Source organism: Pedobacter duraquae (assembly GCF_004362245.1).
Lineage (GTDB): Bacteria > Bacteroidota > Bacteroidia > Sphingobacteriales > Sphingobacteriaceae > Pedobacter > Pedobacter duraquae.
On sequence record NZ_SNWM01000002.1, the window covers coordinates 275814 to 298257 of the forward strand.

At 42.0% G+C, this 22444-nt stretch carries 19 protein-coding genes; 6 read left to right on the forward strand and 13 right to left on the reverse strand.

All coding sequences use genetic code 11. The features are described from left to right. Positions 1–58: 58 nt before the first annotated feature. Positions 59–928, forward strand: a complete 870-nt coding sequence (locus CLV32_RS07265; protein WP_133553971.1) for an AraC family transcriptional regulator — start codon at positions 59–61, stop codon at positions 926–928. Here the strand turns inward: CLV32_RS07265 and CLV32_RS07270 are convergent. The 6 genes from CLV32_RS07270 to CLV32_RS07295 form a co-directional block, all read right to left on the reverse strand. Next, positions 925–2244: a DUF3748 domain-containing protein gene (locus CLV32_RS07270; RefSeq protein WP_243732257.1), complete on the reverse strand. Its 1320-nt coding sequence runs from the start codon at positions 2242–2244 to the stop codon at positions 925–927. The genes CLV32_RS07265 and CLV32_RS07270 overlap by 4 nt on opposite strands. Before the next feature lie 7 nt (positions 2245–2251). Further along, positions 2252–3286 carry a sialidase family protein gene (locus CLV32_RS07275; RefSeq protein WP_243732258.1) on the reverse strand — a complete coding sequence of 345 codons (1035 nt, stop codon included), beginning with the start codon at positions 3284–3286 and terminating at the stop codon, positions 2252–2254. 11 nt (positions 3287–3297) lie between these two features. Further along, on the reverse strand, positions 3298–4944 hold the full coding sequence (locus tag CLV32_RS07280) for a RagB/SusD family nutrient uptake outer membrane protein (RefSeq protein ID WP_133553973.1): 1647 nt from the start codon (positions 4942–4944) through the stop codon (positions 3298–3300). Between the two features lie 31 nt (positions 4945–4975). Beyond that, complete coding sequence (locus CLV32_RS07285) at positions 4976–8011, reverse strand: SusC/RagA family TonB-linked outer membrane protein (protein WP_208110969.1); 3036 nt, start codon at positions 8009–8011, stop codon at positions 4976–4978. 220 nt (positions 8012–8231) lie between these two features. After that, a complete protein-coding gene (locus CLV32_RS07290; protein ID WP_133553977.1) occupies positions 8232–9167 on the reverse strand; it encodes a dihydrodipicolinate synthase family protein in 936 nt (311 codons plus the stop codon). Positions 9168–9193: 26 nt separating this feature from the next. Then, positions 9194–10759 carry a sodium:solute symporter gene (locus tag CLV32_RS07295; RefSeq protein ID WP_133553979.1) on the reverse strand — a complete coding sequence of 522 codons (1566 nt, stop codon included), beginning with the start codon at positions 10757–10759 and terminating at the stop codon, positions 9194–9196. Positions 10760–11018: 259 nt separating this feature from the next. Between CLV32_RS07295 and CLV32_RS23460 the strand changes: the two genes are divergently transcribed. Continuing rightward, positions 11019–11375: a type II toxin-antitoxin system HigB family toxin gene (locus tag CLV32_RS23460; RefSeq protein ID WP_394346171.1), complete on the forward strand. Its 357-nt coding sequence runs from the start codon at positions 11019–11021 to the stop codon at positions 11373–11375. Positions 11376–11378: 3 nt separating this feature from the next. Beyond that, entirely contained in the window at positions 11379–11807 is a 429-nt protein-coding gene (locus tag CLV32_RS07305; protein ID WP_133553981.1) for a helix-turn-helix domain-containing protein, read from the forward strand. On the opposite strand, the gene idi is transcribed toward CLV32_RS07305, so the two are convergent. Genes idi through CLV32_RS07320 form a run of 3 tightly spaced genes read right to left on the reverse strand, consistent with a single transcriptional unit; the run spans position 11768 to position 13812 of the window. Further along, the gene (gene idi / locus CLV32_RS07310; RefSeq protein WP_133553983.1) at positions 11768–12310 is read right to left on the reverse strand and encodes an isopentenyl-diphosphate Delta-isomerase; all 543 of its coding nucleotides are present in this window, start codon (positions 12308–12310) and stop codon (positions 11768–11770) included. The genes CLV32_RS07305 and idi overlap by 40 nt on opposite strands. Then, positions 12307–13143 (reverse strand): phytoene/squalene synthase family protein, encoded by an 837-nt coding sequence (locus CLV32_RS07315; RefSeq protein ID WP_133553985.1) that lies wholly within the window; start codon positions 13141–13143, stop codon positions 12307–12309. The genes idi and CLV32_RS07315 overlap by 4 nt, the downstream gene beginning before the upstream one ends. Before the next feature lie 48 nt (positions 13144–13191). Beyond that, positions 13192–13812, reverse strand: coding sequence for a MarR family winged helix-turn-helix transcriptional regulator (locus CLV32_RS07320; RefSeq protein WP_133553987.1), 621 nt, complete (start codon positions 13810–13812; stop codon positions 13192–13194). Positions 13813–14098: 286 nt separating this feature from the next. Between CLV32_RS07320 and CLV32_RS07325 the strand changes: the two genes are divergently transcribed. Further along, complete coding sequence (locus tag CLV32_RS07325) at positions 14099–14668, forward strand: DUF1572 family protein (RefSeq protein ID WP_133553989.1); 570 nt, start codon at positions 14099–14101, stop codon at positions 14666–14668. An 18-nt stretch (positions 14669–14686) separates the two neighbouring features. Here the strand turns inward: CLV32_RS07325 and CLV32_RS07330 are convergent, their stop codons facing one another. Further along, entirely contained in the window at positions 14687–15808 is a 1122-nt protein-coding gene (locus tag CLV32_RS07330; RefSeq protein WP_133553991.1) for an acyltransferase family protein, read from the reverse strand. 284 nt (positions 15809–16092) lie between these two features. On the opposite strand from CLV32_RS07330, the gene CLV32_RS07335 reads away from it, so the two are divergent. Beyond that, positions 16093–17262 (forward strand): esterase, encoded by a 1170-nt coding sequence (locus CLV32_RS07335; RefSeq protein WP_133553993.1) that lies wholly within the window; start codon positions 16093–16095, stop codon positions 17260–17262. Positions 17263–17318: 56 nt separating this feature from the next. Here CLV32_RS07335 and CLV32_RS07340 read toward each other — a convergent pair whose 3' ends face one another. The 3 genes from CLV32_RS07340 to CLV32_RS07350 all read right to left on the reverse strand — a co-directional run bounded on the left by CLV32_RS07340 (position 17319) and on the right by CLV32_RS07350 (position 18292). Further along, complete coding sequence (locus tag CLV32_RS07340; protein ID WP_133553995.1) at positions 17319–17606, reverse strand: hypothetical protein; 288 nt, start codon at positions 17604–17606, stop codon at positions 17319–17321. Positions 17607–17670: 64 nt separating this feature from the next. Continuing rightward, a complete protein-coding gene (locus tag CLV32_RS07345) occupies positions 17671–18036 on the reverse strand; it encodes a response regulator transcription factor (protein ID WP_133553997.1) in 366 nt (121 codons plus the stop codon). A 70-nt stretch (positions 18037–18106) separates the two neighbouring features. Further along, on the reverse strand, positions 18107–18292 hold the full coding sequence (locus CLV32_RS07350; protein WP_133553999.1) for a DUF3606 domain-containing protein: 186 nt from the start codon (positions 18290–18292) through the stop codon (positions 18107–18109). 380 nt (positions 18293–18672) lie between these two features. On the opposite strand from CLV32_RS07350, the gene CLV32_RS07355 reads away from it, so the two are divergent. After that, entirely contained in the window at positions 18673–22416 is a 3744-nt protein-coding gene (locus CLV32_RS07355; RefSeq protein ID WP_133554001.1) for a DUF3857 domain-containing protein, read from the forward strand. The last annotated feature ends 28 nt before the right edge of the window (positions 22417–22444 follow it).

The window sequence follows — 22444 nt, forward strand, 5'->3', positions numbered from 1 at the left end:
CTTTTTTAAGAAATAATATACTTATATTCATAGCAACCAATATATAAACCTTCTTGAAATGAAACCGTACTTTCACAAAGTTCCAGTTACATTGCTTAATTCTTTCGGTATCCGGCACGATATACAGCCAAACTTCGGGAGGATCTGGCACTACCACCCTGAACTCGAATTACATTATGTAATCAAAGGCGAAGGCCTGAGATTTATAGGCGATAACATAGGTAACTTTTCTACCGGCGAGATTATTCTGCTCGGAGAAAACCTTCCGCATACCTGGCGCTGTCGCGAAGAATATTTTCAGAACGACCCCAGCTATCACACTGAAGCCATCGTGCTCCAGTTTCTTCCAGACTGCCTCGGCAAAAGTTTGCTTAATATTCCTGAAGCCTATCTCATTCCGAAATTATACGAAAAAGCCAAACGTGGCATGATCATCCACGGCGCTGCAAGGGAAAAGCTGGCAAAACTGATGACCGGAGCCGTTCATGCCACCAACCTGGATCGTATCATTCAGTTTATGTCAATCCTGAAAGTACTTGCTGAGGCCGACGATTATACCTTAATCGCATCTGCGCAAAGCTTTAATCAGTCTAACGAGCAGGATACTAAACGACTAAATAAGGTCTATAACTTTACCCTTTCAAATTACAAGAAGGAAATCAGCCTGGAAGAAATTTCGTCCATCTGCAACCTCAGCATTACCTCATTCTGCAGGTATTTTAAACTGATGACAAAGAAAACGTACTATGATTTTTTAATAGAAATCCGCATCAGCCATGCCTGTCACTTCCTGGTGGAAGATAAGTTCCCAACCGAGTTAATCTGCTTTGAATGTGGATTTAACAACGTATCCAATTTCTACAGACACTTTAAAAAGATCATTGGGATGACACCACTGGAATATAAACGAAAATACCTTGCTGCTTAATACGGCAAGGTATTTTTTAAGATAAATATCTGCAGGAACCGCCTCCCGGCAGAACTAACATATCTGTTGAATGCAAGCATCTGCCCGTTATTAGACCATACAACTCCCCCAACGGGTTTGTCGGCTTCAGAAAAAGGATCCGTTTCAAAATATATTTCTCCAGTATCAACGCTGCTTAGCAAGATCCTATTCCCCGCTGGATAAGCCAACGACTTGCCATCCGGACTGAAATTAAATTGCCCCTGTACATCAAAGGCATTAAAAGTAAGCTGTCTGATCGCTCCGCCATTTGGAGATACACCAAAGATTTGAATAATTCCCTGAGCGTCTTTACTTAAAAATGAAATTATTGAGCCAGCAGCATTAGTACGCAGCCAATGTCGAGGTCCCATAATTCCTGACTGTGTAAAAGTAATCCGCCGCTGGGTAATGCCAGAGGGAACAGCAGGACGGGTATCAATGCTGCCTTCAATCAGTTCATTTCCGACCTCAAAATCGACATCTTCGGGCAGGTCTGCCACAAAACATTCTGTTTTTAATACGCCGTTTTCATCTGCTACATGTCCTTGAAATGCAATTGCACGACACTTTCGTGTACCATCTTCGCCGATATATCCATTGCTCCCGATCCAGCATTCATCAAACGCCTTTTCAATATCGTCAGTTCCAGCACATGGATTCGCTGTCACCCGGGATACAATAACGGAAAACAAAGCGCCATCGTTGTTTTCCATTTCAACATCTTCGGGCACCACTACCTTTTTTAGTGGGAGCATTACACCAACGGCACGCAGGTCTTTTTTTAAAGGATCTACCGCAGCCAACTGCTCCATCACAAAATCGTTGTACGTAAAACTGATCCATTGCCCGTCGCCACTCCAGCAGTGTGCATGGGTGCCCCCGCGAAGCGCACCTTTGGTAAAGGGACTGGTAATATTCCTGGCATCCATAAAAACCGGATGCTGGGGCCTGGCTATATCAATTGCCACACCTGTACGCCTGGTAAAACTGTACGGCTTTTCAGCCATTGCATTCCGGATGCCGTGAATAAAAATAACGACATCACCTGTGGGTGAAAATGATGCTGCACCCACACCAGGCCCAAAGACAGATTGGTTTGTGGTACGATACAATTCCCTGATTTCAGCAGTTTCTGTATGCAGCATCAGGATACGCCCTGTCGCACCAATCTGGCCGTCGTCATTCCTGGCATCAAACACAATCCATTGATCATCAACAGAAAAAACCTGATAATTATGAATGGTGTGCCCACTTTCATCAAAGGTAAGCTGTTGCATTTTGAAGTTCATCGACATAGCTATCTTAATTGGCAAGGGCCATCACCACATATTTTACATTGACCCGGTTATAGGTATAAGTGATATGAATCGTTCCATCTGTAGCCTGCACAACCGCAGGATAACTAAATTCCCCTGTTTCTTCATTTTCCAACACTGCGGCATCCGTCCAGATATTGCCATCTTTGGAAACGGCAACATTAAGTTTTGCCCTTCCCCCTTTTCCTTGTACCGTAGGGTTATAGATTAGTACCTGCCATCCATTCTTTAAGGTCACGGCATCAGTTCCTGAATTTGGATTCGGCAAGCTTGTTTTGGTTACTGTACCCCAGCTGTTGCCATTATCGCTGGAGAAAGCCTGAACGAGGATATTCTCTTTACTGCGGCAAATAATCTGGAGTTTCTTATCCGGATGGATCAAAATACTCGGCTGAATTAAGTTGAATGGCGTTTGCGGATCGACAGGGATTAGCGTCCATGTTTTTCCATGGTCTGTAGATTTCTCCATATGTGCTTTCCAGCTGTCTTTAGTTTCACTGCTCGATGGTGAAAGTATTGTACCGTCGGCCAGTTCCACAGGTTTGTTTTTAATTGGCCCCAAAATACCGTCAGGCAAGCGCTCGGCCTTTGTCCATGTCTTTCCGTCGTTCGTCGAAGTCATCACCATGCCCCACCAGGTACTCGGTGAAGGACCTACTTTATAAAACAGGAATAGCTTGCCTGTACTTGCCTTAAAAAGCACTGGGTTCCAGCATGGATGACGCAGCGTATCACTCATAATCCCATCAGCCATTTTTACAGGCTTAGACCATGTTCCTTTTTCATTAACTGATAACCAGATACACACGTCTTTATTGCCTTCATGGGTACCCCCAAAAGCTGCCGCCATCCATTTACCTGGCTTAACTTCTACCAGAGTCGACGCATGGCAGGATGGAAACGGAGGCTGATCATAAATCAACGCCCCACTTACTCTTCGTAGTTTAATTTGTGCTGTGCTGATATTTGCATGCATACAACCCAGCAACAGCAGCACTGAAAATATTTTTATGGTTCTCATATTCCTATAATTTAATACCCCGGGTTCTGTTCTAATTTTGCACTAAAATTAGCATCTATAGCGGTCTGTGGGATGGGGAAAAATTCATGCTTATCAAGAATGGTGCTCTTGGTAATGTCTAGCAGATTGTACTTTCGTACACGTTCTACCAGCTTGCCCATACGCGTTAAGGTGCGTCTGCGCGGCTCCTCTGCAATCAGCTCCCTTGCACGTTCATCAAGGATATAATCCAATGTCATGTCAGCGGCATTAGCAGGTTTTGCATTTGAACGGTTACGCAGCACGTTCACATCATCAGCAGCACTCTGTAATGCGCCCTTGCGCACAAAGGCCTCGGCACGCAACAAATAGGTCTCTGCAAGTCTGAAGATCGCAATGTCTTTCGCTGTTCTGCCAGATGTATTGATGTTATTCCAGGGTTTCCCTTCTACTTTTCTTGGATATGGATATATGTTTCTCAACGTGTCTTCCTGATTGGTGCGTTTTTCTACCTGCTGACCGAAATATTTCGATGCCGGGTTGTTGTAGTAGAATTTGCGTCGCATGTTATAAATGGAATTCCGCATATCGTTAGCGGCATTGTCTTTCCAGACATCATATAAAAAGTAGTTGGTGCCACGACAAGGTCCTGTGCCTCTACCCAGACTGTCAGATACCAGTATTGCCTTCCCTTCAGGATCAAGCACTTTGGTTAAGAAAGGTGCCCATTGCCTAATCATGCTGTTACCAGCCTGAGATCCACCTCCACCTTGGGTAAAGGCCTCAAACTGCCATACATAGATGGACTCCAGGTTTCCTGAACTCCTATTCTGGTTACCATCCTTAAAAAGATCTGAAAAAACATCTCCCGGAAGGTCCTTCTGACTGCCAAAACGCGTGGTCATGATTTTGTACAAACCAGAGTTGATTACATTGTTTGCACTGGCGATAGACTTATCATAGTCGCCAAGACTAATGTATACTTCGCTCAGTAAGTGGTCTGCCGCCGCTTTAACGATCCTTCCTTCTTTGGTCTTATCAACAGTTGCCGGAAGCCATTTAGATGCATACTCCAGGTCGTTGCGTACAAATTCGTAAATCTGTTTTCTGGTCGCACGGGTAAAATCAGATTTCGGTCCAGCATACAACGTATCTACCAGGGGTACGCCTCCGTAGGTATTTGCCAGCAGATTATAGGTGTATGCTCTGTAAAATTTCGCCTCTGCAATAACGGCATTACGTGCTGCATCGGTAGCCCAAATTGCTTTTGACTCGGGCTTATTTGCATACACAATGATGGTGTTGGCATCCAGGATCATCTTTGTGTATGCCCAGTTCCAGATATTGGTCACCTCCCGCGTGGTAGGATTCAGATAGGTGTTATAGTTTTTGTAAAAGGTAAATTCAGCACCTGCTGCGGTAACTACATCGGTACCCATAAAGTTGGCGATATAGGTCTGATCATCCATAGTCATCTCCTCGCGTGCAGCCTGACTCAGTCCAACCAGATAATTCTGGAACCCTGTATTGTTGATCAGCACCAGGTCTGAGTTTAAAGATCCAAGTGGCTTTTCGTCTAAGAGACTCTTTTTACATGCCCCTAAAAGGAACATCATGGTCAGTACCAGGCAAGTCTGAACAAAAAATTTACCTGATAAAAATATTTGTAAAGTTTTCATAATCATTTAGTTATTTGATGAATAAACCGGATTAAAATGCAACATTTAAGCCTAATGTAAATGTGCGTGCCATCGGATAAAGGTTGGCAGTAGTAATACCTCCACTTTCAGGGTCTGCTCCCGGCCATTTGGTAAACGTATGCAGGTTCTTACCGCTCACGAAAACACGTAGGTTAGCTAGTCTGAGTTTACTCAACTGCTCTTTTGGAAACTGATAGGAAAGTGATACATCCTGAATCCGCACAAAGTTCCTGCTGATATACCAGCCATGTGAAAGCGGATTGTTATACACCAACGATGGACGGGTCTCTGATTTATTCTCTGCAGTCCAGTACCCAGCATCAAGCTGGTTTAGTCCCCTGCCTGGGGCGTTCGGACTTACCGCTGTATTTAACAATGGGAAGTTTGAAATCCAGCCCTGCATAGCATTCAGGAATACCGATAATGACACATTACCATATCTGAATATATTTGTTAAGCCAAATCTATAGTTAGGCTGACCACCAGAACCGATAATAGTACGGTCGTTTGCGTCAATCTTGCCGTCGTTATTCAGGTCTTTTAACCTGACAAAGCCTGGCTTAGATCCCGTAGGAATCTGATCTCCTGTTTGGTAAATACCATCAAATACATAATCGTAATACGTTGTAATCGGGTGACCAATAAACCAATTGTTCGACAGATCGTTATCTTCTATTCCATCGCCGTTAACATCAGTATTGTACAAGTGTACAATCTTATTTTTATTAGTCGAGAATACAAAGTTTGTTCCCCACTCAAACTTGCTACTCTGAATATTAATTGAGTTCAGTGTAAGCTCTATACCCTTATTATTGGTTTTTCCGATATTAGCAAAAATGCTATTATAACCCGTCATAACAGGAATAGATCTCCGCACAAGCAGGTCGCTTGTATTACTATTATATACCTCCAGGGTACCACCCAGTCTACCTTTAAATAACTCAAAATCTACGGCAGCATTAGCTGTATAGGTTGTTTCCCATTTCAGATCTGGGTTAGCGATGGTTGACGGAAAAACACCAAGTGTGGTAGCGCCGCCATCTCCATATACGTATTGGGTGGTGCTTGACAAGCTTAGCGACTGGTATGGCCCGATCGCCTGATTACCCACTGCTCCATAAGATAAACGCACTTTCAGCATATCTATAAAAGGAATTTTTTTAATAAATGGTTCATCGGAGGCAATCCAGGCTAATGATCCTGAAGGGAATGTAGCGTACTTATTATTGGCTGCAAAAACAGAACTTCCATCCCTTCTTGCGGTAAGTGTTAACAGGTATTTTTCTTTAAACCGGTAATTGATCCTGAACATGGATGAAATACCTTCTGAGGCTTCCGCCGTTGACGTGTTAGACAATACCGCACCTAAACCGAGGTTGTTAAAGCCAAGCGCATCAGAACTCAGCTGATCTGCAAGTGCTGTAGTAGACTCGAAACCGTAGTGGTTACGCCCGTATAACAAAGTGAAGTCTACAGCATGGTCTTTACTAATCTGTTTGTTATAAGTTAAGATATTCTCCAGTACCCAGTCAAAGTTTTTCTGATCAAATTTACTGGCACTGGTTGTATTGTTTGTTAAATGTGTATCCTGACGGAAGAAATTATAGTTATGATTCCAACGGTAGTTTGGCGAATAATTAACCCGGTAACCCAACCCCTTGATAAAGGGAACTGTTAATTTTGCGTAGAAATTACTAAAAAGGTTATCATACACCTCTTCATTAGTTGTTAGCAAAGATGCTCTCACTGAATTTCCATAGGCTTGATCTTCGGGAACAACGAATTGTGTGGGCTGACCATCCGGATAATACCAGTTACCATACGGGCTGTTGGTATAGGCATTATTTAAGTCGGCAGCGATACCCGATAAATCGCGGTGTACAAAAGTGGAATTAATTCCTACGCTAAACCAGTCGGTAATCTGATTATCTATATTTGCCCTAACCGAAGTTCTTTTCTGATTATCATTGAAGATAAGTCCTTTCTCATTAACCATTGCACCTGACAGGTAGTAGTTGGAATATTGCGACCTTCCGGAGATGCTGACATCATAAGAATTGATACGACCAGGTTGCGAAGCCTCATCCCATGGATCATGGGTAATTCCGGCAGCATAGTTGTCAGCTTCCGACTTATTCAGATAGGTTAATATTTTTGCGGGGTCTGCTTCAAGTCCCGATTGTGCTCTCCAATCCAGTTTGCTTTGTACATAGCGCTCCGGACTCAGCAATTTCACTTTGTATGCCCAGTCTGAGAATCCGTTAAAGGCATTGAACCTGATATTAGGTTTTTCTGTCGTTCCCTTTTTTGAGGTAACAAGGATAACGCCGTTTGCCGCTCTCGATCCGTAGATTGCTGCTGCGCTTGCATCTTTTAGGATTTCCATTGACTGGATATCATTCGGATTGATATCAGCAAGGCTACCACTAAATATAATTCCATCCAATACAATCAGTGGATTGTTGGACGCGCTTAAAGAACGTGGTCCACGAATCAGTATGGATCCACTTTGTCCTGGTCGCCCGTCATCAGTAACCTGCACCCCTGCAACGGTTCCGCGTAATGCTTGTGAAACGTTGGTATTGGGCAGGTTTGCAGATTTGGACAGGTCAACCTTAGTTACCGATCCGGTTACATTACGCTTGGACTGCGTGCCGTAACCAACCACTACTACCTCGCCCAGAGCCTTCGAATCTGGCTGAAGTACCACGTCGAGTACCACACGGTTGCCAAGGACTATTTCCTGAGGAAGAGATCCGATATAGGAGATTACGAGTATATCTTCCGCACCGCGTGCGTTAAGTACATACTTACCGTCAACATTCGTGCTTGCACCTATCTTGGTGCCCTTAATCATCACGGTAGCTCCGGTGAGCGCTTCTCCCTTTGGATCCCGTACCGTACCACTCACGGTAATGGTCTGGGCATTTGCAAAATTTGAGAGCTGAAGAAAAAGTAGCAGAATAAAGTACTTTTTCCAATTTCCCAACATGGAAAAAACATGCCGTACATGCGAAGATTCGCATAAAGTAAATTTGCCGTTCATAAATTCATTAATTATTTGGTTAGGTATTCTTTTAGGCATACAGCAGCGGCTGTCCTTTACAATCGCCACTGTACTTATCGGGAGGGCACCTTATCCAATGCCGCCCCTTTTTTAAGGTCTGTTTGTTTAATTAAAAGTAACTGAATAAGCGATCCCTACATGATGAGGATTTACCCAGTTTATGTACGATCTTAGCATAACGCACGGGTTAACAGCACGATCAGGATATGGATAACTTCAATCCGAGATCATTTTTTAGATTTTCATAATCCTGATACAGCTGATCGATCTGAATTTTTATCTCCGGAGTAAGCTGCCCTACCTGCTGGCGTGTAAACGCAGAAATGGAAAGTCCTCTTTTCTGCAGATAATATTTTGCCGTGACCGGGTAAACGTGATGCATCACATCCATATTGCTGATAAAGAACTGCTGCACGGCATCAACTTCGGCCTTCAACTCAGGCTTGTCGAAATGCTGACATAACCATACGATCAACTCAGGCCAGTAGTTACCCTGAATACAGGATAACCCGGCCGAGCCTGCCTTTAATGAAGCCACTGCGTGTCCCATATAGGCATCATATAAACCAAATATATGTCCTGCTCCTGTCTTGATCTTATTGGTAACTTGTACAATATCAAGGCAGGTATCTTTATGATAAATTATTCTTCCTGTGTCTACAAACGATTCCAGCTGAGTGGCAGAAATCAGTCTTTTATAAGGTACCGGGCATTCGTAAAAGCCCATTGGAATTTTCTCTGTCAAGTCCAGCAGCCTAAACATATTGGCATTAAATATCTCATCTGCTTCCGCCTGGGCGGCAAGCATGTTCGTGATGATAATTACGGCATCAACGCCCTGATCGTAGATCTTTTTCACAAAGTCGGCCTGAGTCTCCATGACTCCGCCAAAGGTTCCGGTAGCAACAACACGGATGCCAGGGCCGGCAGTGTTTACTACATGTTTGACTACATCCAAACGCTCCTGCTCGGTCAACTCAAACATTTCACTCGAGAGGCAATTAGCAAACAATCCGCTCGCACCGGCACGTATATAATATTCAGTAAGTTCTGTTAAGCCATCGAAGTCTACTTTACCGTCATCTTTAAACGGAGTAAGCATCACCGGAATAAATTCTTTAGGAGTGTGGTTCATCTTTAAATTGATTTTGAGATTTATGTTTAGCTAATGGAAACGTCTTTTTTTTGGAAACGCGTAAGCAGAATGCCTGAAAGGAATATTGTCAGGGTGCCGATTACGATAATCATACTTTTATGGAAAGGACTGCGCAGGAAAGCATAGCTTTCCGGAAAGAAAGAGGAGAAAGTCATCCACAGGATCACCAGTAGACCAATGAGTGTGGCACTCAGCGCAACAGTATTTTTTGTACTTCTGCTAACCATGCCGAGCAGGAAGAGACCGAGCATACCCCCGGCGAAGATACCAGACAGCTCCCACCAGATGTCCAGCAAACTTTTTACACCGATCATTGCGATGCCGGTACCCATACCAAGCAACCCGAAGACTACCGTGCCCAGGTGTAATACAAAAAGATTCTGTTTATCGGTGATGTCTGGCTTGAAATAGCGCTTATAGATATCTACCGAGAAAACTGTTGCTGAAGAGTTCATACCTGAACTGATGGTACTCATTGCTGCAGATAAAATTGCAGACACTATCAGGCCGACAAGTCCGGTAGGTATTTTCGTGACCATAAAATGGGGCATCACCTTATCACCATAGTCAGACGGCTTCAACGAGGCTGCCATACTACTCAACTCCGATGCCGAAGCATACGTCCCTATCCTTTCGCCGGCAACCTGCTGCTTAATCACTTCAATAAACTCAGGGTGCACCTGGTAATAGGCATAAAGACAAGATCCTATAACGAAGAATAACAGTGAAGCAGGAACATATAACCAAACGCACAACCAGATAGACTTCGTTGCTTCCTTAACGGAAGTGGCAGTATGGTACCGCTGCACATAGTTCTGGTCCATTCCAAAATTGTTCAGGTTGATAAAAAAGCCGTAGAAAAGAACGACCCAGAAAGTGGACTCTGTAAAATTGGGAGATAAGCTACCAAGGCTGAACTTATGGTCGTGCTGACCGATATCAATTATCTTCGAAATACCACCAGGCATATCTTTAACGATCAGAAAAATGATCAGCAAGGCACCCATGGTTTTAATAACCGCCTGAACAACTTCCGTCCAGATTACCGCCTCTATCCCTCCCAGAACAGTATAAATAATGATACAAATCCCCATTACGATCATAATGGTCTGCATGCTGTATCCAGTTAGGGCTTGTAGGCTAAGCGCAATTCCGAAAAATATCGTTCCCATGCGGGCAAGCTGAGTAAGGAGGAAACATACAACAGCATACGTACGTGCCCATGCACCAAAGCGATGCTCAAGATGGGTATAGGCAGATACCCCACCCACACTCCGGTAAAAAGGAACAAAATATTTTGAGGCCACCCATGCTGCCAGTGGCATAGATAAACTGAATACAAAAGCATTCCAATTGCCACCAAATGCTTTTCCGGGAACCCCTAGGAAAGTATTACTGCTTAGAAAGGTTGCATAGATTGAAAGTCCTATTGCCCAGCCAGGGATCTTACCCGAGGCTTTGGTGAACTGCTCTGCACTTTTATTTTTTCTTGAAAAATAAATACCGACCAACACCATAGCAATCAGGTAAGCAGCGATTATGGAAAGATCAAGAATTGGAAGATTGTTCATCAGAATGTTGTATTGGTTATAATTGGTTACGACAAACATAACTGATAAAAAAACCTCTTCCTTATAGTATATTCACAACCTATTGTACCATCTTATCTTCAAACACATTTTAGGGATGATTAATAACTTGTGTCCTTTACTTATAACACTGGCTACCCTTGTGTCGCAACTTTTGACCGTTTAAGTTTGTAAGTGATTTCCAATTCGCATTAACGGAAGTATGGCTTTCCATATGTATTGAGTTTAACATACTACAAAAATATTTTCGTATAAATTTGTATCAGATGAAAGTTCATCTTGTAAAAAACAAAGTCTAGAAGACTTTGCCTGGCTACAGTCAAACAGCAGAACTCCACTCGAAGATTGGATTGATCAATTGAAGTTGGCGGATTGGCAACAACCCAGCGATATCAAACGCACTTATAATACAGCTGATCTATTAGGCGCAGGTAGTAACAGGGTTGTTTTTGATATTGGAGGAAATAACTATAGATTGAGCTGTAAGTATGCATTTGGACTAAAGCAAATTCATCTTTTTGTGTGCTGGATAGGTACTCATGCTGACTATGATAGGCTATGTAAAATCAACGGACAATACACGATTAACTTATTTTGAATCATGGAAACGAACGCATTAAAATACACCGTAATCAAAAACAAGGAACAATATGCACAATACTGCAATCAACTGAAATTGTTAGTTAGCGCAGAAATTTCGGAGCCTTTGCAGGATGAAATAGATTTGCTAACGCTCCTGATTGAAAAATTTGATGAGCAAAACAATACCTTTAAAGAAGCTGACCCCATAACACTGCTACGCTCTTTTATGCAGGATCATCAAATCAAAGCGCAGCAACTTTCTGAAATACTGGAGGTAAGTAAAGGCTACGTGTCTGATATACTCAATTATAAAAAAGCCTTATCAAAAGATGTAATCAGAAAGCTGGCAGATCATTTTAAAGTTAGGCAAGATACCTTCAACAGAACTTATAAGTTGACAACTGATACTTACCCAGGCAAATCAGACTTTGTAAACAAAGCTTCATAATGCTCAATAACCTGATCAAAACAGATTTTTAGCCATTCCGTATACATTTCAGGTTCCTCGATTAAACTTAGCTTAAGGTCTTCCATGCTGATATATCTAAAATCTGCTACTTCTTCTGGATTTGGAATGGGTAACATATCTGATGTTCCGAAGTAAACATGGTCGTACTCATATTCTTTCAGCCCGTTTTCGACCTCAGCTTTATAACAAAAACTAAAAACAGGATCAAGTCTGCAAACCATGTCCATTTCTTCTTTCAACCTTCTCTTTGCCGCAACTGTAGTTAACTCGCCCGGCCTGGGATGACTGCAGCAGGTATTGGTCCATTTCCCTGCTGAATGGTACTTACTTAAAGCGCGCTGCTGCAACAGCAGATCACCATCGCCGTTAAAGATAAAAACCGAAAAAGCCCTGTGTAGCTTGCCCAAAACATGCGCCTCCAGCTTTGGCATGGTGCCGATTTGCTTATCTGTCTGGTCAACAAGAATCACCTCTTCCGTCATATGGTATTTGTTTTATAGCGGATCAGTGAATCGCACATCAGCCCGATCTTATGTGTGTTCGATATCCGCACCCGCTGAGACATCACCTTCTCTGCTGTACTCCGCTTAATTTTATTAAATAGCTGTTTATAGTAAACATACGCAAGATATACGCCACTTCCAGAAGAAGCTGGCAGTTGCCTGATCCCAACCAGAGCTTCCTGAAATTCAGTTTCAATCTCGTTCTCTATTAGCTTTTTCTCGATATTTGAAAAGCTTTCCAAATTTACATTGGGAAAATAGGTACGGTTTAAAGTATAAAAATCAGCATTAACATCCCTCAGGAAGTTCACTTTCTGAAAAGCTGACCCTAACTTCATGGCAGAGTCCTTTAACTTATCGTACTCGGTTTTATCCCCTTCGGTAAATACCTGCAGACACATCAGTCCTACTACCTGAGCCGAACCTAGAATGTAACGGTCGTATTTCTCAGGGGTATATGTTTCCTGTTTGAGATCCATCTCCATACTGTCGAGAAACAAAGTGATTAACTCTTTATCAATCTGATATTGGTTAACAACCTGCTGAAAAGAATGCAATACAGGATTTAAGCTGATGCCATCCTCAATGGCTTCAAAGCAGTCTCTTTTGAATTTATCCAATAAAAACACTTTGTCGTGCTCATGGAAGCTGTCTACAATTTCATCAGCCAGACGTACAAAACCATAGATAGCGTAGATTGGGCGACGCAACTTCTGGCTTAAAAAGTAAATTCCCAATGAAAAACTGGTGCTATAACGTTTGGTGATCATTTTACTGCAATCCGCAGATAATTGGTCAAATATCTCTTTCATGGGCAAAGGTTATGTCAGTAATATATTTGGGTTGGTTCAATTGTATATTTAAATATTCGTTTGTAATTCCGTTTTGGATTTCGAGGCATGAAAGTCTTCGAGTTTCGAAAATAGCCTGATCAGATCCATCTTTTCCTGTATGTTCAAAGGTTCTGTTACCCTGCTGGAGGCTTTCCTTATTTCATGCATCCGCTCGTTCAAAAGCTGTCTTCCGTTCGCAGTAATGTGGATCATTCTGTTCCGTTTATCATTTTCCATAGCTTCCTGTTCCACAAGCCCATTATTGATCAGTCGATTCACAATCTGCATTCCTGCTGATTTTTCATGCACATTTAATTTGATCAGGGCGGTTTTAGTCATACTCCCTAATGACACCAGATTAATAAGGTAAATAAAATCATCGGGAGTAGAAAAAGAACTTTCTATTATAGCAGTTTTAGCATGCGATTTTGCATATCTATATAAATGTACCAGGGAGGTATTAATTACGCTATCTGCAGATCTTCCACTTGCCTTTCCAGACCATTCAGGTTCCGAATGCGCATCAATTGTTTTCGATCCAAGCTGCAAACTCAACCAAGTGTTAAATGACTTAACATCAGCAGCTCCAGCTCCTTCTTCATATTGCTTAACCAGCGTTACCAGATCGTTAATTAATTCGTAATACATAGTTTAATATTTATAAAGCATGCTTTATTGTAACTTCTGCGTTTTATTATGCAAAGCAGTTTAGGATTCCCCAAATCAGTAAAACATAAGTCGTCTAAAAGCCGACAATTTAGTGTATTTATACAGCATAAAAGAAACTTATGGTACATAAATATACTAAAGTATAAAGCAAGTTACGCGCCAAACCGTCAATTGCTGTTTCTTTTTCTTACTACTAACTTGTTTTGTTAGAACAGAGAATCGTAACTTTCAAAAAGAAATCAGTCTCAATCTTATAAAACCAGCCATGCCCGATCCTTTTTTAGCTAGTGCAAAGAAGCAATTTGAATATTATAAGTTGCTGGGCGACCGCACATTTATCCAACTTACAGACGAGCAGTTGTTCTGGAAATTTAACGCAGAAAGCAACAGCATTGCCATGATCGTTAAGCACCTATGGGGAAATATGATGTCTCGCTGGACAGATTTTATGCACACTGATGGTGAAAAAGAATGGCGCAACCGCGATGCCGAATTTATGGATGATATTACAGACAGGGCTGACTTGATTGCCAAATGGGATGCAGGTTGGGCTTGTTTATTAGAAGCAATAAATTCACTGTCATCAACGGATCTTGATAAAGAAATCTTTATCCGCAATCAGGGACATTCTATTACTGAAGCTATCAACAGACAGCTCGCCCATTACCCTTATCATGTAGGTCAGATCGTCTTTATCGGGAAAATACTTCTTGATGACCGATGGACTTCTTTATCTATCCCAAAAGGAAATTCAGCAGACTACAATGCGGAGAAATTTGCGAAGGAAAAACAGACGCAACATTTTACAGATGAATATCTGGGCAAACCTAAGTAATAACTATTGCAGGTAAGATCAGTTGTTGCTGATACCCACCAGCCAGCGATAACGGCTTTTCGTTATGGCCCATACCAGTCCATAAGTAACAGTCAACACAATCACAAAAAAAGCCAGGTTAAATACCAGTAGCATCCAGATACTTTCGAATTGTTCAACAGAAAAAAACCGCAACACTATAAACGTGAGTTCAAAGATCACAATGTTGTGTGCTAAAAATATCCCGTACACCGTTTTCCTGGGTTTAAGTTTGTTAATGCTAGAGCTCTTGCCAGCCTTGAGTAGTACCGCAAAGAAAAGCAGGGATACCACTGCATTGCTGATGCGGTTTGACCCATAGGGATCTACACAACCGATACCGGATAGATATTTAGCATCCATACATGAGATGATAAAAGACAAACTCAAAGCAGTGAGCAGTACCGCCCAATTGACCTTTTGAATGGCGGATTGGATCATCGGGTAATATTTATTGACTTGCATGCCCAGCCAAACAAAAAATGCATAGGCAAGTACCGCTTTCGCGTGATTGGCTGCAACCCAATTATAATAGAAGTTGATGCAGTAAAATAGCGTTACTGCTGCAAGAACGATACCCAGCCAGGCACTTTCAGCCTGGTCACGCAACCAAACCAACAAAAGCATGGTAACAATATAAGTCGTCACAAACCAGTAAGCCGTATACAGCATCAAACCGTCTGTCAGCTTATAAATGTACCACCAAAATTGCTTTAAATCCCGACTTGCCCACAATTCGGCCAGAGGCAACAATTGAATAATACTAAGGACTAAAAACAGAAGAATGAAAGAAAGCCATGGGATATATACTTTAGGCAGGCGCTCCTTACAGAAACTAGCGAAACTATAATTACGCAACTTCGGTCTTAGAAGAAATCCAGCTACCACAAAAAAGATAATCGTACTTATTTTTCCAGTTTCAATTACAGCGATTTTCAAAAAAAGATCTACAGTATTCCTTGGAACGTAATCCTGCCATCCCAGAAGACAATGCCCCCAAACGATCAGGCAAATAGTTATGCCTCGAATGGTATCGATTTGTTCGTAATTAATGGCTACAGCAGGCTCGGCCTCCCCTGCGGAGGTTGTAAGCACCATAGCATCAATATTTTCTTGAGACATTACACAATAATGCTGATTTTAAGCCACAAATCAATTATTTAACATCAATAAAATAGATTTTCAAAACAGACAAGTGACGTCAAAAATTTCCTTAGGATTCTGCTCTAAATTAAAAAGCCGGATTCAGGCTACTTGAAACAATTATTTTGTGCTATAATCCTTATGAAATGGGATTGGCAATTGACAAAATTTGATTTGCTTCAAATTAAAGCAATAAATTATTTCATTTTCAAAATTTAATCACAATCTTTAATCACCAGATATATGATACAAAAAATAAGCAAATGAAAAAACTCGTCACGCTTTTCGCAGCATTTACCATCTTTTCCTCCAGCTCCTTTGCGCAACAAGCCCTATCGGGAGGATCAGACCTTACTTCGCCTGAAATTAAGGCCGACAGAACGGTTACCTTCAGACTTAAAGCACCCGGTGCTAAGGAGGTTAAACTTTCAGGCGACTGGATGCCTGCACAGGGATGGACTCCCGGAACGGAACTCATGGCGAAAGACAAGGATGGCGTATGGAGCTTAACCAGCACCCCCATTACATCTGATTTACACAGTTATTCCTTTTTAGTAGATGGTCTGCGTATTACTGATCCCAACAATGTTTACCTGATCAGGGATGTGGCATCCGTAACAAACGTATTTATCGTTCCTGGCGGGAAAGCAGATTTATACACCGTCAACGCTGTTCCACACGGAACGGTGTCACGCAGATGGTATAGTTCACCAGGAAACAATTTAACAAGAAGAATCACAATTTATACCCCGCCCGGGTACGAAAGCAGCAAACAGGATTATCCTGTTTTATACCTTTTACATGGTATGGGTGGTGATGAGGAAGCCTGGGCAGCACTCGGTCGTGCTACGCAGATTCTGGATAACCTGATTGCACAGGGTAAAGCAAAACCCATGATTGTAGTAATGCCCAATGGAAACGTTGCTCAGGAAGCAGCGCCAGGCGAATCTACAGAGGGGCTGTATAAACCGACTATGCAACTACCACATACCATGGATGGAACTATGGAACAAACATTTCCAGACATCCTTAAATTTATAGAAAGCAATTACCGCACTGCTAAAGGCAAAGAAAACAGAGCTATTGCAGGTTTGTCCATGGGTGGATATCATTCGCTGCACATCTCGAGATTCTACCCAAATACTTTTGCCTGGGTAGGTCTTTTCTCACCAGCAGTGATGGCCAGCGACAAGGTTTCATCTCCTGTATATGCCAACTTTGATGAATCGCTTAAAAAACAATCTGCTAACGGCTATAAACTATACTGGATTGGTATTGGTAAAACTGATTTCCTTTACAAAGCAGTGTCAGACTACCGCAGCAAACTTGACCAAATCGGCATGAAATATACTTACAGAGAAAGCGAAGGTGGACATAGCTGGACCAACTGGAGAGACTATCTGTCGGAATTTCTTCCAATGCTCTTTAAATAATTTCAATAACCCTTAAAACACAAAAAGCCGGATCATCGCTGATCCGGCTTTTAATACTAGATATTCTTGGGATTGTATGCACCGTTCTCACGGTCGTTCTTGTAATTAAGGGCATCATCACCCTCCTCATCTTCCTTTTCTACATTGGCTTCGTGCTCCTCACGCATTTCCTTGATGCTCTTATTGGCATCGATATTACCCGTTCGCTTATCTTCGCGACCTGTTAGTGCATGTGGTTCGCTGGTTTCAAATCCAGGGTCGACACTAGGGTTCTCAAATTGGGTTTCATCATCCTGATCTTTCGGAAGACTATCTTCCTGATCATAACTATTGTTGTTTTCCATGGTTATGCGTTTTTGTTTTCAGATTAACAATTGGTATACATAATTGGTTTCAATATTCGACAGACTACCTTTCTGATAAATGATTGGCCACAATGCTTTCAAATTCATCGTTATCAAATGGTTTAGCAATAAATTCATCAGCATATTTTACGCCCATTATTTTAAGTGGATTAGTATGTGCGGTAAGCACCAGGATTGGTATATGGCTGGTGGCAGGTGTCTCTTTCAATTCTTTGCAAATCTCCAGGCTATTGCCATCAGGCAACATCAGATCCATCACTACCAGATCAGGGATTTCTTCCAGGATCGCAACTTTGAACGATTTCAGGTCTGGGAAAGACTTTACGTCATACTCAGCACCCTTCAATATAATTTCCATAATATCCCTGTGATCGGGATCATCCTCAAGAATAAATATCTTCTTTAACATACAGCATAAACAAGTCAGACTTACAAAAGTTCTAAATCGTTTACGTTTTGCTGTTAATTGATAAACAAGACTAGTGGATAGTGATATCGAGATAGGCCTTGACGCGGTCGGCAGCGCAATTGCACACGGCCTTAATTGCAGACTTAAGTTGCTCTGGCGTAACTTTAAAAGTAGAACACCAATACTCTAAATCAATTTCTTCAGAAACGTCAATAAGGTTGCGGGACCATTCACCGCTGGTAGCTAAATTTTCCATGGCAATGCGTTTGATATAAATATAAACAATTAAAGTCGCTTAACGTTTAAATAATCAACAATTTAACTTAAAATACAGTTAAATTTTACATACATCAGGGTTTTTATCAAAAAAACTACTGACTATTACCTTCCGCTTAGCAAATTTCTGTAATCGGAGCAGATTACTTTTCCCCTTAACGGCTTTATCTCGCAGTATAGTATCCCGTTGCACCATTTATTGACACAAAACTGTTATATCCAAAATGATTAACCAAAGACTAACAAGACGATTTTTTTTTATATAATTGAGTTCTGATACCGTACACAAATTAACTTACCCGCCAAGCGCAGTAAATGTCGTGTTACACATCATAAAAACTTAAAAACAAACGCATTCTGATGAAGATTAAAATCATCTTTTCAACACTTTCTTTTCTCGTTCTATTTGCTGTAACGACCATACAGGCACAGTCCAAAACTAAATTGGCCTGGGAGAAATTCTTTCAAAACGACCGGCAGACCTCACGTAAACTTTTTACGCAGCTTACTACACAAAGTACCACTGCCGACGAGGCTAATATAGGTTTGGCACTGCTGGCCGAGATGGACAGGCCGTATGCGGAAGGATTTGGCTATATTAATAAACTCTATAAAAACTCGGCAAACCCACAGCCCTACCTCTTTGCCCTTTGGGGCAGTGCTGCCATCAATTACAATTCGGGCAGAAAGACGCCAGAACAACTGGAGTTCCTAAGCAGCCTGGCCAGCAGGAAAGATCTGGATGGCACACTTCCCGCCATGGCGGTTTCTTTGATGGGCAAGCATTACGAGACTATCAAGGACTATGGTAAAGCAGACCAGCAATATGGCAACCTTGGCGAGCTCGAAAACTGGCTGATTACCGGCGAATACGAGAATATCTCTACCAGTGGGTTCGACAAGAATTACGATGTACTGGATAAGCCACAGGCAGATGCACAATTTAAAGGTAAAAACAACCGACAGTCTGGATGGCGTAAAGTACCTTACTTACGTCACGATAAATGGTTTGATTTCAGTTACTATAACAGTTATCACAATGCATTACAGTTTGCACAAACTTTTGTGCAGTCGCCAGACGCCCGTATAGTACAGCTCCGCGTTGGCGTTTCAGGCTCAGTAAAAGTCTGGGTAAATGATCAACTGGTGCTGACAGAAGCTGAGGAAAGAAATAATGACCTGGATTCGTATATCAGTACCATTCAGCTGCATCCTGGATATAACAGGGTATTGGTGCAGATTGGCGAAAGCTATGCCAACCGGTCAAATTTTATGGTGCGCATCACCGATGAAAAAGGTCAGCCGCTAACCGCATTAACCACCACTGCTACACCACAGAAATATACTAAAGAAACCAGTGCTGCTACAGCGCGACTGCAGCCAGCAGCATTTCGTTATTTTGAAAACAAACTGAAACAGCAACCTGATGACTATCTTGACAGATTGATGCTGGCCAAGCTTTACCTCCGTCAGGGCGATATATTTGAAGCGCGTACCCTGATGGAAAAATTGAAACAGGAGTTTCCACAAAGCACTTACCTGAACAGCATGTTCATAGAGCTATTCTCAAGAGCCAACAACCGCACCGGCATAGAGACCTTGCAGGAAAGTATCCTTACCAATGATCCTGAAAGTGCATTGGGACTGGAGCTTGCTTACAGCCGGTATGTGGCACAGCAGGATCTGGTAAACTCAGAAGCTACCCTAAAAAAGCTGGAAGCTATTTATGGTGAGGATGAGGCCATTTTTCTTAAAAAAGTAAATCTCGCGGGAAAGCGTAAAAACCAGCAGGAAGTGATAGACCTCATAGAAAAGGCCTACACGCTCTACCCCAATTTTGGAACCATAGCCGGGATGAAATACAGTATTGAAAGAGATATCAGGAAAAACCCTCAGGCTATCGCTATCCTGCAAAAATACATCGACAACAATGACGATTACGGATCTGCGAAGTTTGTTGCACAACTTTATCTGGATAAGGGCGAAAAGGATGCCGGACTTAATATATACCAGTCGGAGATCAAGAACGACCCTATTGGTCTGGGCATTTATGCAGATCTGGGTGATCAGTTTTACAAACTGCAGTCTTACGATAAAGCAGAAAAAACTTATTTGCAGGAGCTGGACATCGACCCCAACAACTCAAGAGCCTATGCCGCACTAGGTCAGGTATACAACATGATGAAGCAAAAGGAAAAAAGTACTATTGCTTACAAAAAGAGTTTGCTGATTAACCCGAATGATTACGATGTAATCGAATCATTAAGAAGATTGCAGGATAAGAAACCCGTATTTGATTATTTTATTCAGCCGGATGTAAAGGCATTAATCGCCGCTGCACCTACCCTCAAAGATTTTCCGGATGACCATGTGGTTACCCTCGATAACGAAATTCAGAAAGTTGTCTATGAAAACGGCGGCTCTGAGGAGAAGCACATCTTTATTGCGAAGGTGCTTACACAAAAAGGGCTGGAATCTATGAAGGAATATAAAATTCCATACAACAGCGATCAAAACCTGAACGTAGAAATTGCAGAAGTTATTAAGGCCAGCGGCACAAAAGTACCTGCTGAGCGTAACCAAAACGAAGTGATCTTTACCAATCTGGAAGTAGGCGACGTAATCAACCTGCGGTATAAAATCGAAAATTACTTTGTGGGCACTATGGCCTCACATTTCTGGGATTCGTTTTACTTTAACGACGGACTTCCTTATGTACAGGCCAAATATTCGCTGTTGGTGCACCACGACAAAGTTTTTAAATACGCTTTTTCGCAGCAACCAGTACCATTGGTAAAAACTAAAAAGGATGAATTTGACCTTTATGTTTGGCAGCAGAACAACCAAAAAGCATTGGTTTACGAAGATAAAATGCCACCCATGGATGATGTGACAAACAAGCTTTACATCTCTTCCATTCCCGACTGGCAATATATGTCGAATTGGTATAACGATATCGCCGCAGCAAAAGCGCGGAGTAGCTACGAGATAAAGAGCGTGGTAAATACACTTTTTGCCGACAAGCCGAACCTGGATGAGCTGACTAAAGTAAAGCTGATTTATAAATACATTACCAATAACATTTCTTATAGCTCCGTTTCTTTCAGACAGAGTGGGATTATTCCGCAAAATCCAGCAACAGTAATCAACACCAGGATCGGCGACTGCAAAGACGTGGCTACCCTCTTTGTAACCATGTGTAAAGAAGCAGGCATTACCGCAGAACTGGCTTTGGCAAGCACCCGCGATAATGGCATCAACACACTTTTATTGCCTAGCATGGAGTTCAATCATTGTATTGCGAAAGCGATTGTTAACGGAAAGGACTACTGGGTTGAGCTGACTTCAAACTCCCTGCCTTTTAATACATTTGACAATTCATTTATCCACTCTAATGTGCTGGAGATAAATAAAACGGCTAATAAGTTAACAAACTTTAACCCGACTATCCGTGGCTTAAATACCATGATGTACCAAACTGTGGTGACATTAAAGGATGCCGATATGCAGATTAAGGAAAATAACCAGAATACTGGTTCGGCGGCGAGCTACCTGCGTGAAGTCTTTAATGATCTGAGCAGTACGGATCAGCTGAAGAAAATGAAGGAACAATTGAGTCATGCCTACCCGGAAAATGAGATTGAGCAGCTGACTTTTGGGAACCTGAATACAGCTACAGCAACTGCAGATACCGTAACCACCAGCACTACCTATCAATTGCTGAACGTAATTAAGCCAGTAGCGGGACTCGAGATCTTCTCTATTCCATGGTCTAATAAAAACGGTGCTTCAGACCTTCAGATCCTGGCAGGCAGAAAATCAGGGATAGATCTGACACAGCTATTTGGCACCGATAGTTATGATCAGGAACTGATATTGAATTTACCAAAAGACAAGAGCCTGGTACAGTCTTATCCGCCAGTACACATCAGCAATGAATTTGTAGATTTTAATATTGAAAGCTCCGTTAAGGATCAAAAGCTTGTTTTTAAACGGACTTTTCATTTAAAAAACGACTTCGTTCCACAGGATAAAGTATTGGCTTTCAAAAGTTTTTACAAACAAATGGTAGATGCAGACGCACAACAGCTTGCATTAAAATAAATATCTTAACTTCGTCCAAATTACTATT

Coding starts and splice junctions, on each gene's coding strand:
- idi (WP_133553983.1), bottom strand. CDS start 12,310: ATGACGGAAGAGGTGATTCTTGTTGACCAGACAGATAAGCAAATCGGC.
- CLV32_RS07295 (WP_133553979.1), bottom strand. CDS start 10,759: ATGAACAATCTTCCAATTCTTGATCTTTCCATAATCGCTGCTTACCTG.
- CLV32_RS07350 (WP_133553999.1), bottom strand. CDS start 18,292: ATGGAAAATTTAGCTACCAGCGGTGAATGGTCCCGCAACCTTATTGAC.
- CLV32_RS07290 (WP_133553977.1), bottom strand. CDS start 9,167: ATGAACCACACTCCTAAAGAATTTATTCCGGTGATGCTTACTCCGTTT.
- CLV32_RS07340 (WP_133553995.1), bottom strand. CDS start 17,606: ATGGAAAACAACAATAGTTATGATCAGGAAGATAGTCTTCCGAAAGAT.
- CLV32_RS07305 (WP_133553981.1), top strand. CDS start 11,379: ATGGAAACGAACGCATTAAAATACACCGTAATCAAAAACAAGGAACAA.
- CLV32_RS07265 (WP_133553971.1), top strand. CDS start 59: ATGAAACCGTACTTTCACAAAGTTCCAGTTACATTGCTTAATTCTTTC.
- CLV32_RS07330 (WP_133553991.1), bottom strand. CDS start 15,808: ATGTCTCAAGAAAATATTGATGCTATGGTGCTTACAACCTCCGCAGGG.
- CLV32_RS07270 (WP_243732257.1), bottom strand. CDS start 2,244: ATGTCGATGAACTTCAAAATGCAACAGCTTACCTTTGATGAAAGTGGG.
- CLV32_RS07320 (WP_133553987.1), bottom strand. CDS start 13,812: ATGTATTACGAATTAATTAACGATCTGGTAACGCTGGTTAAGCAATAT.
- CLV32_RS07335 (WP_133553993.1), top strand. CDS start 16,093: ATGAAAAAACTCGTCACGCTTTTCGCAGCATTTACCATCTTTTCCTCC.
- CLV32_RS07355 (WP_133554001.1), top strand. CDS start 18,673: ATGAAGATTAAAATCATCTTTTCAACACTTTCTTTTCTCGTTCTATTT.
- CLV32_RS07285 (WP_208110969.1), bottom strand. CDS start 8,011: ATGAACGGCAAATTTACTTTATGCGAATCTTCGCATGTACGGCATGTT.
- CLV32_RS07325 (WP_133553989.1), top strand. CDS start 14,099: ATGCCCGATCCTTTTTTAGCTAGTGCAAAGAAGCAATTTGAATATTAT.
- CLV32_RS07345 (WP_133553997.1), bottom strand. CDS start 18,036: ATGTTAAAGAAGATATTTATTCTTGAGGATGATCCCGATCACAGGGAT.
- CLV32_RS07315 (WP_133553985.1), bottom strand. CDS start 13,143: ATGAAAGAGATATTTGACCAATTATCTGCGGATTGCAGTAAAATGATC.
- CLV32_RS07275 (WP_243732258.1), bottom strand. CDS start 3,286: ATGAGAACCATAAAAATATTTTCAGTGCTGCTGTTGCTGGGTTGTATG.
- CLV32_RS07280 (WP_133553973.1), bottom strand. CDS start 4,944: ATGAAAACTTTACAAATATTTTTATCAGGTAAATTTTTTGTTCAGACT.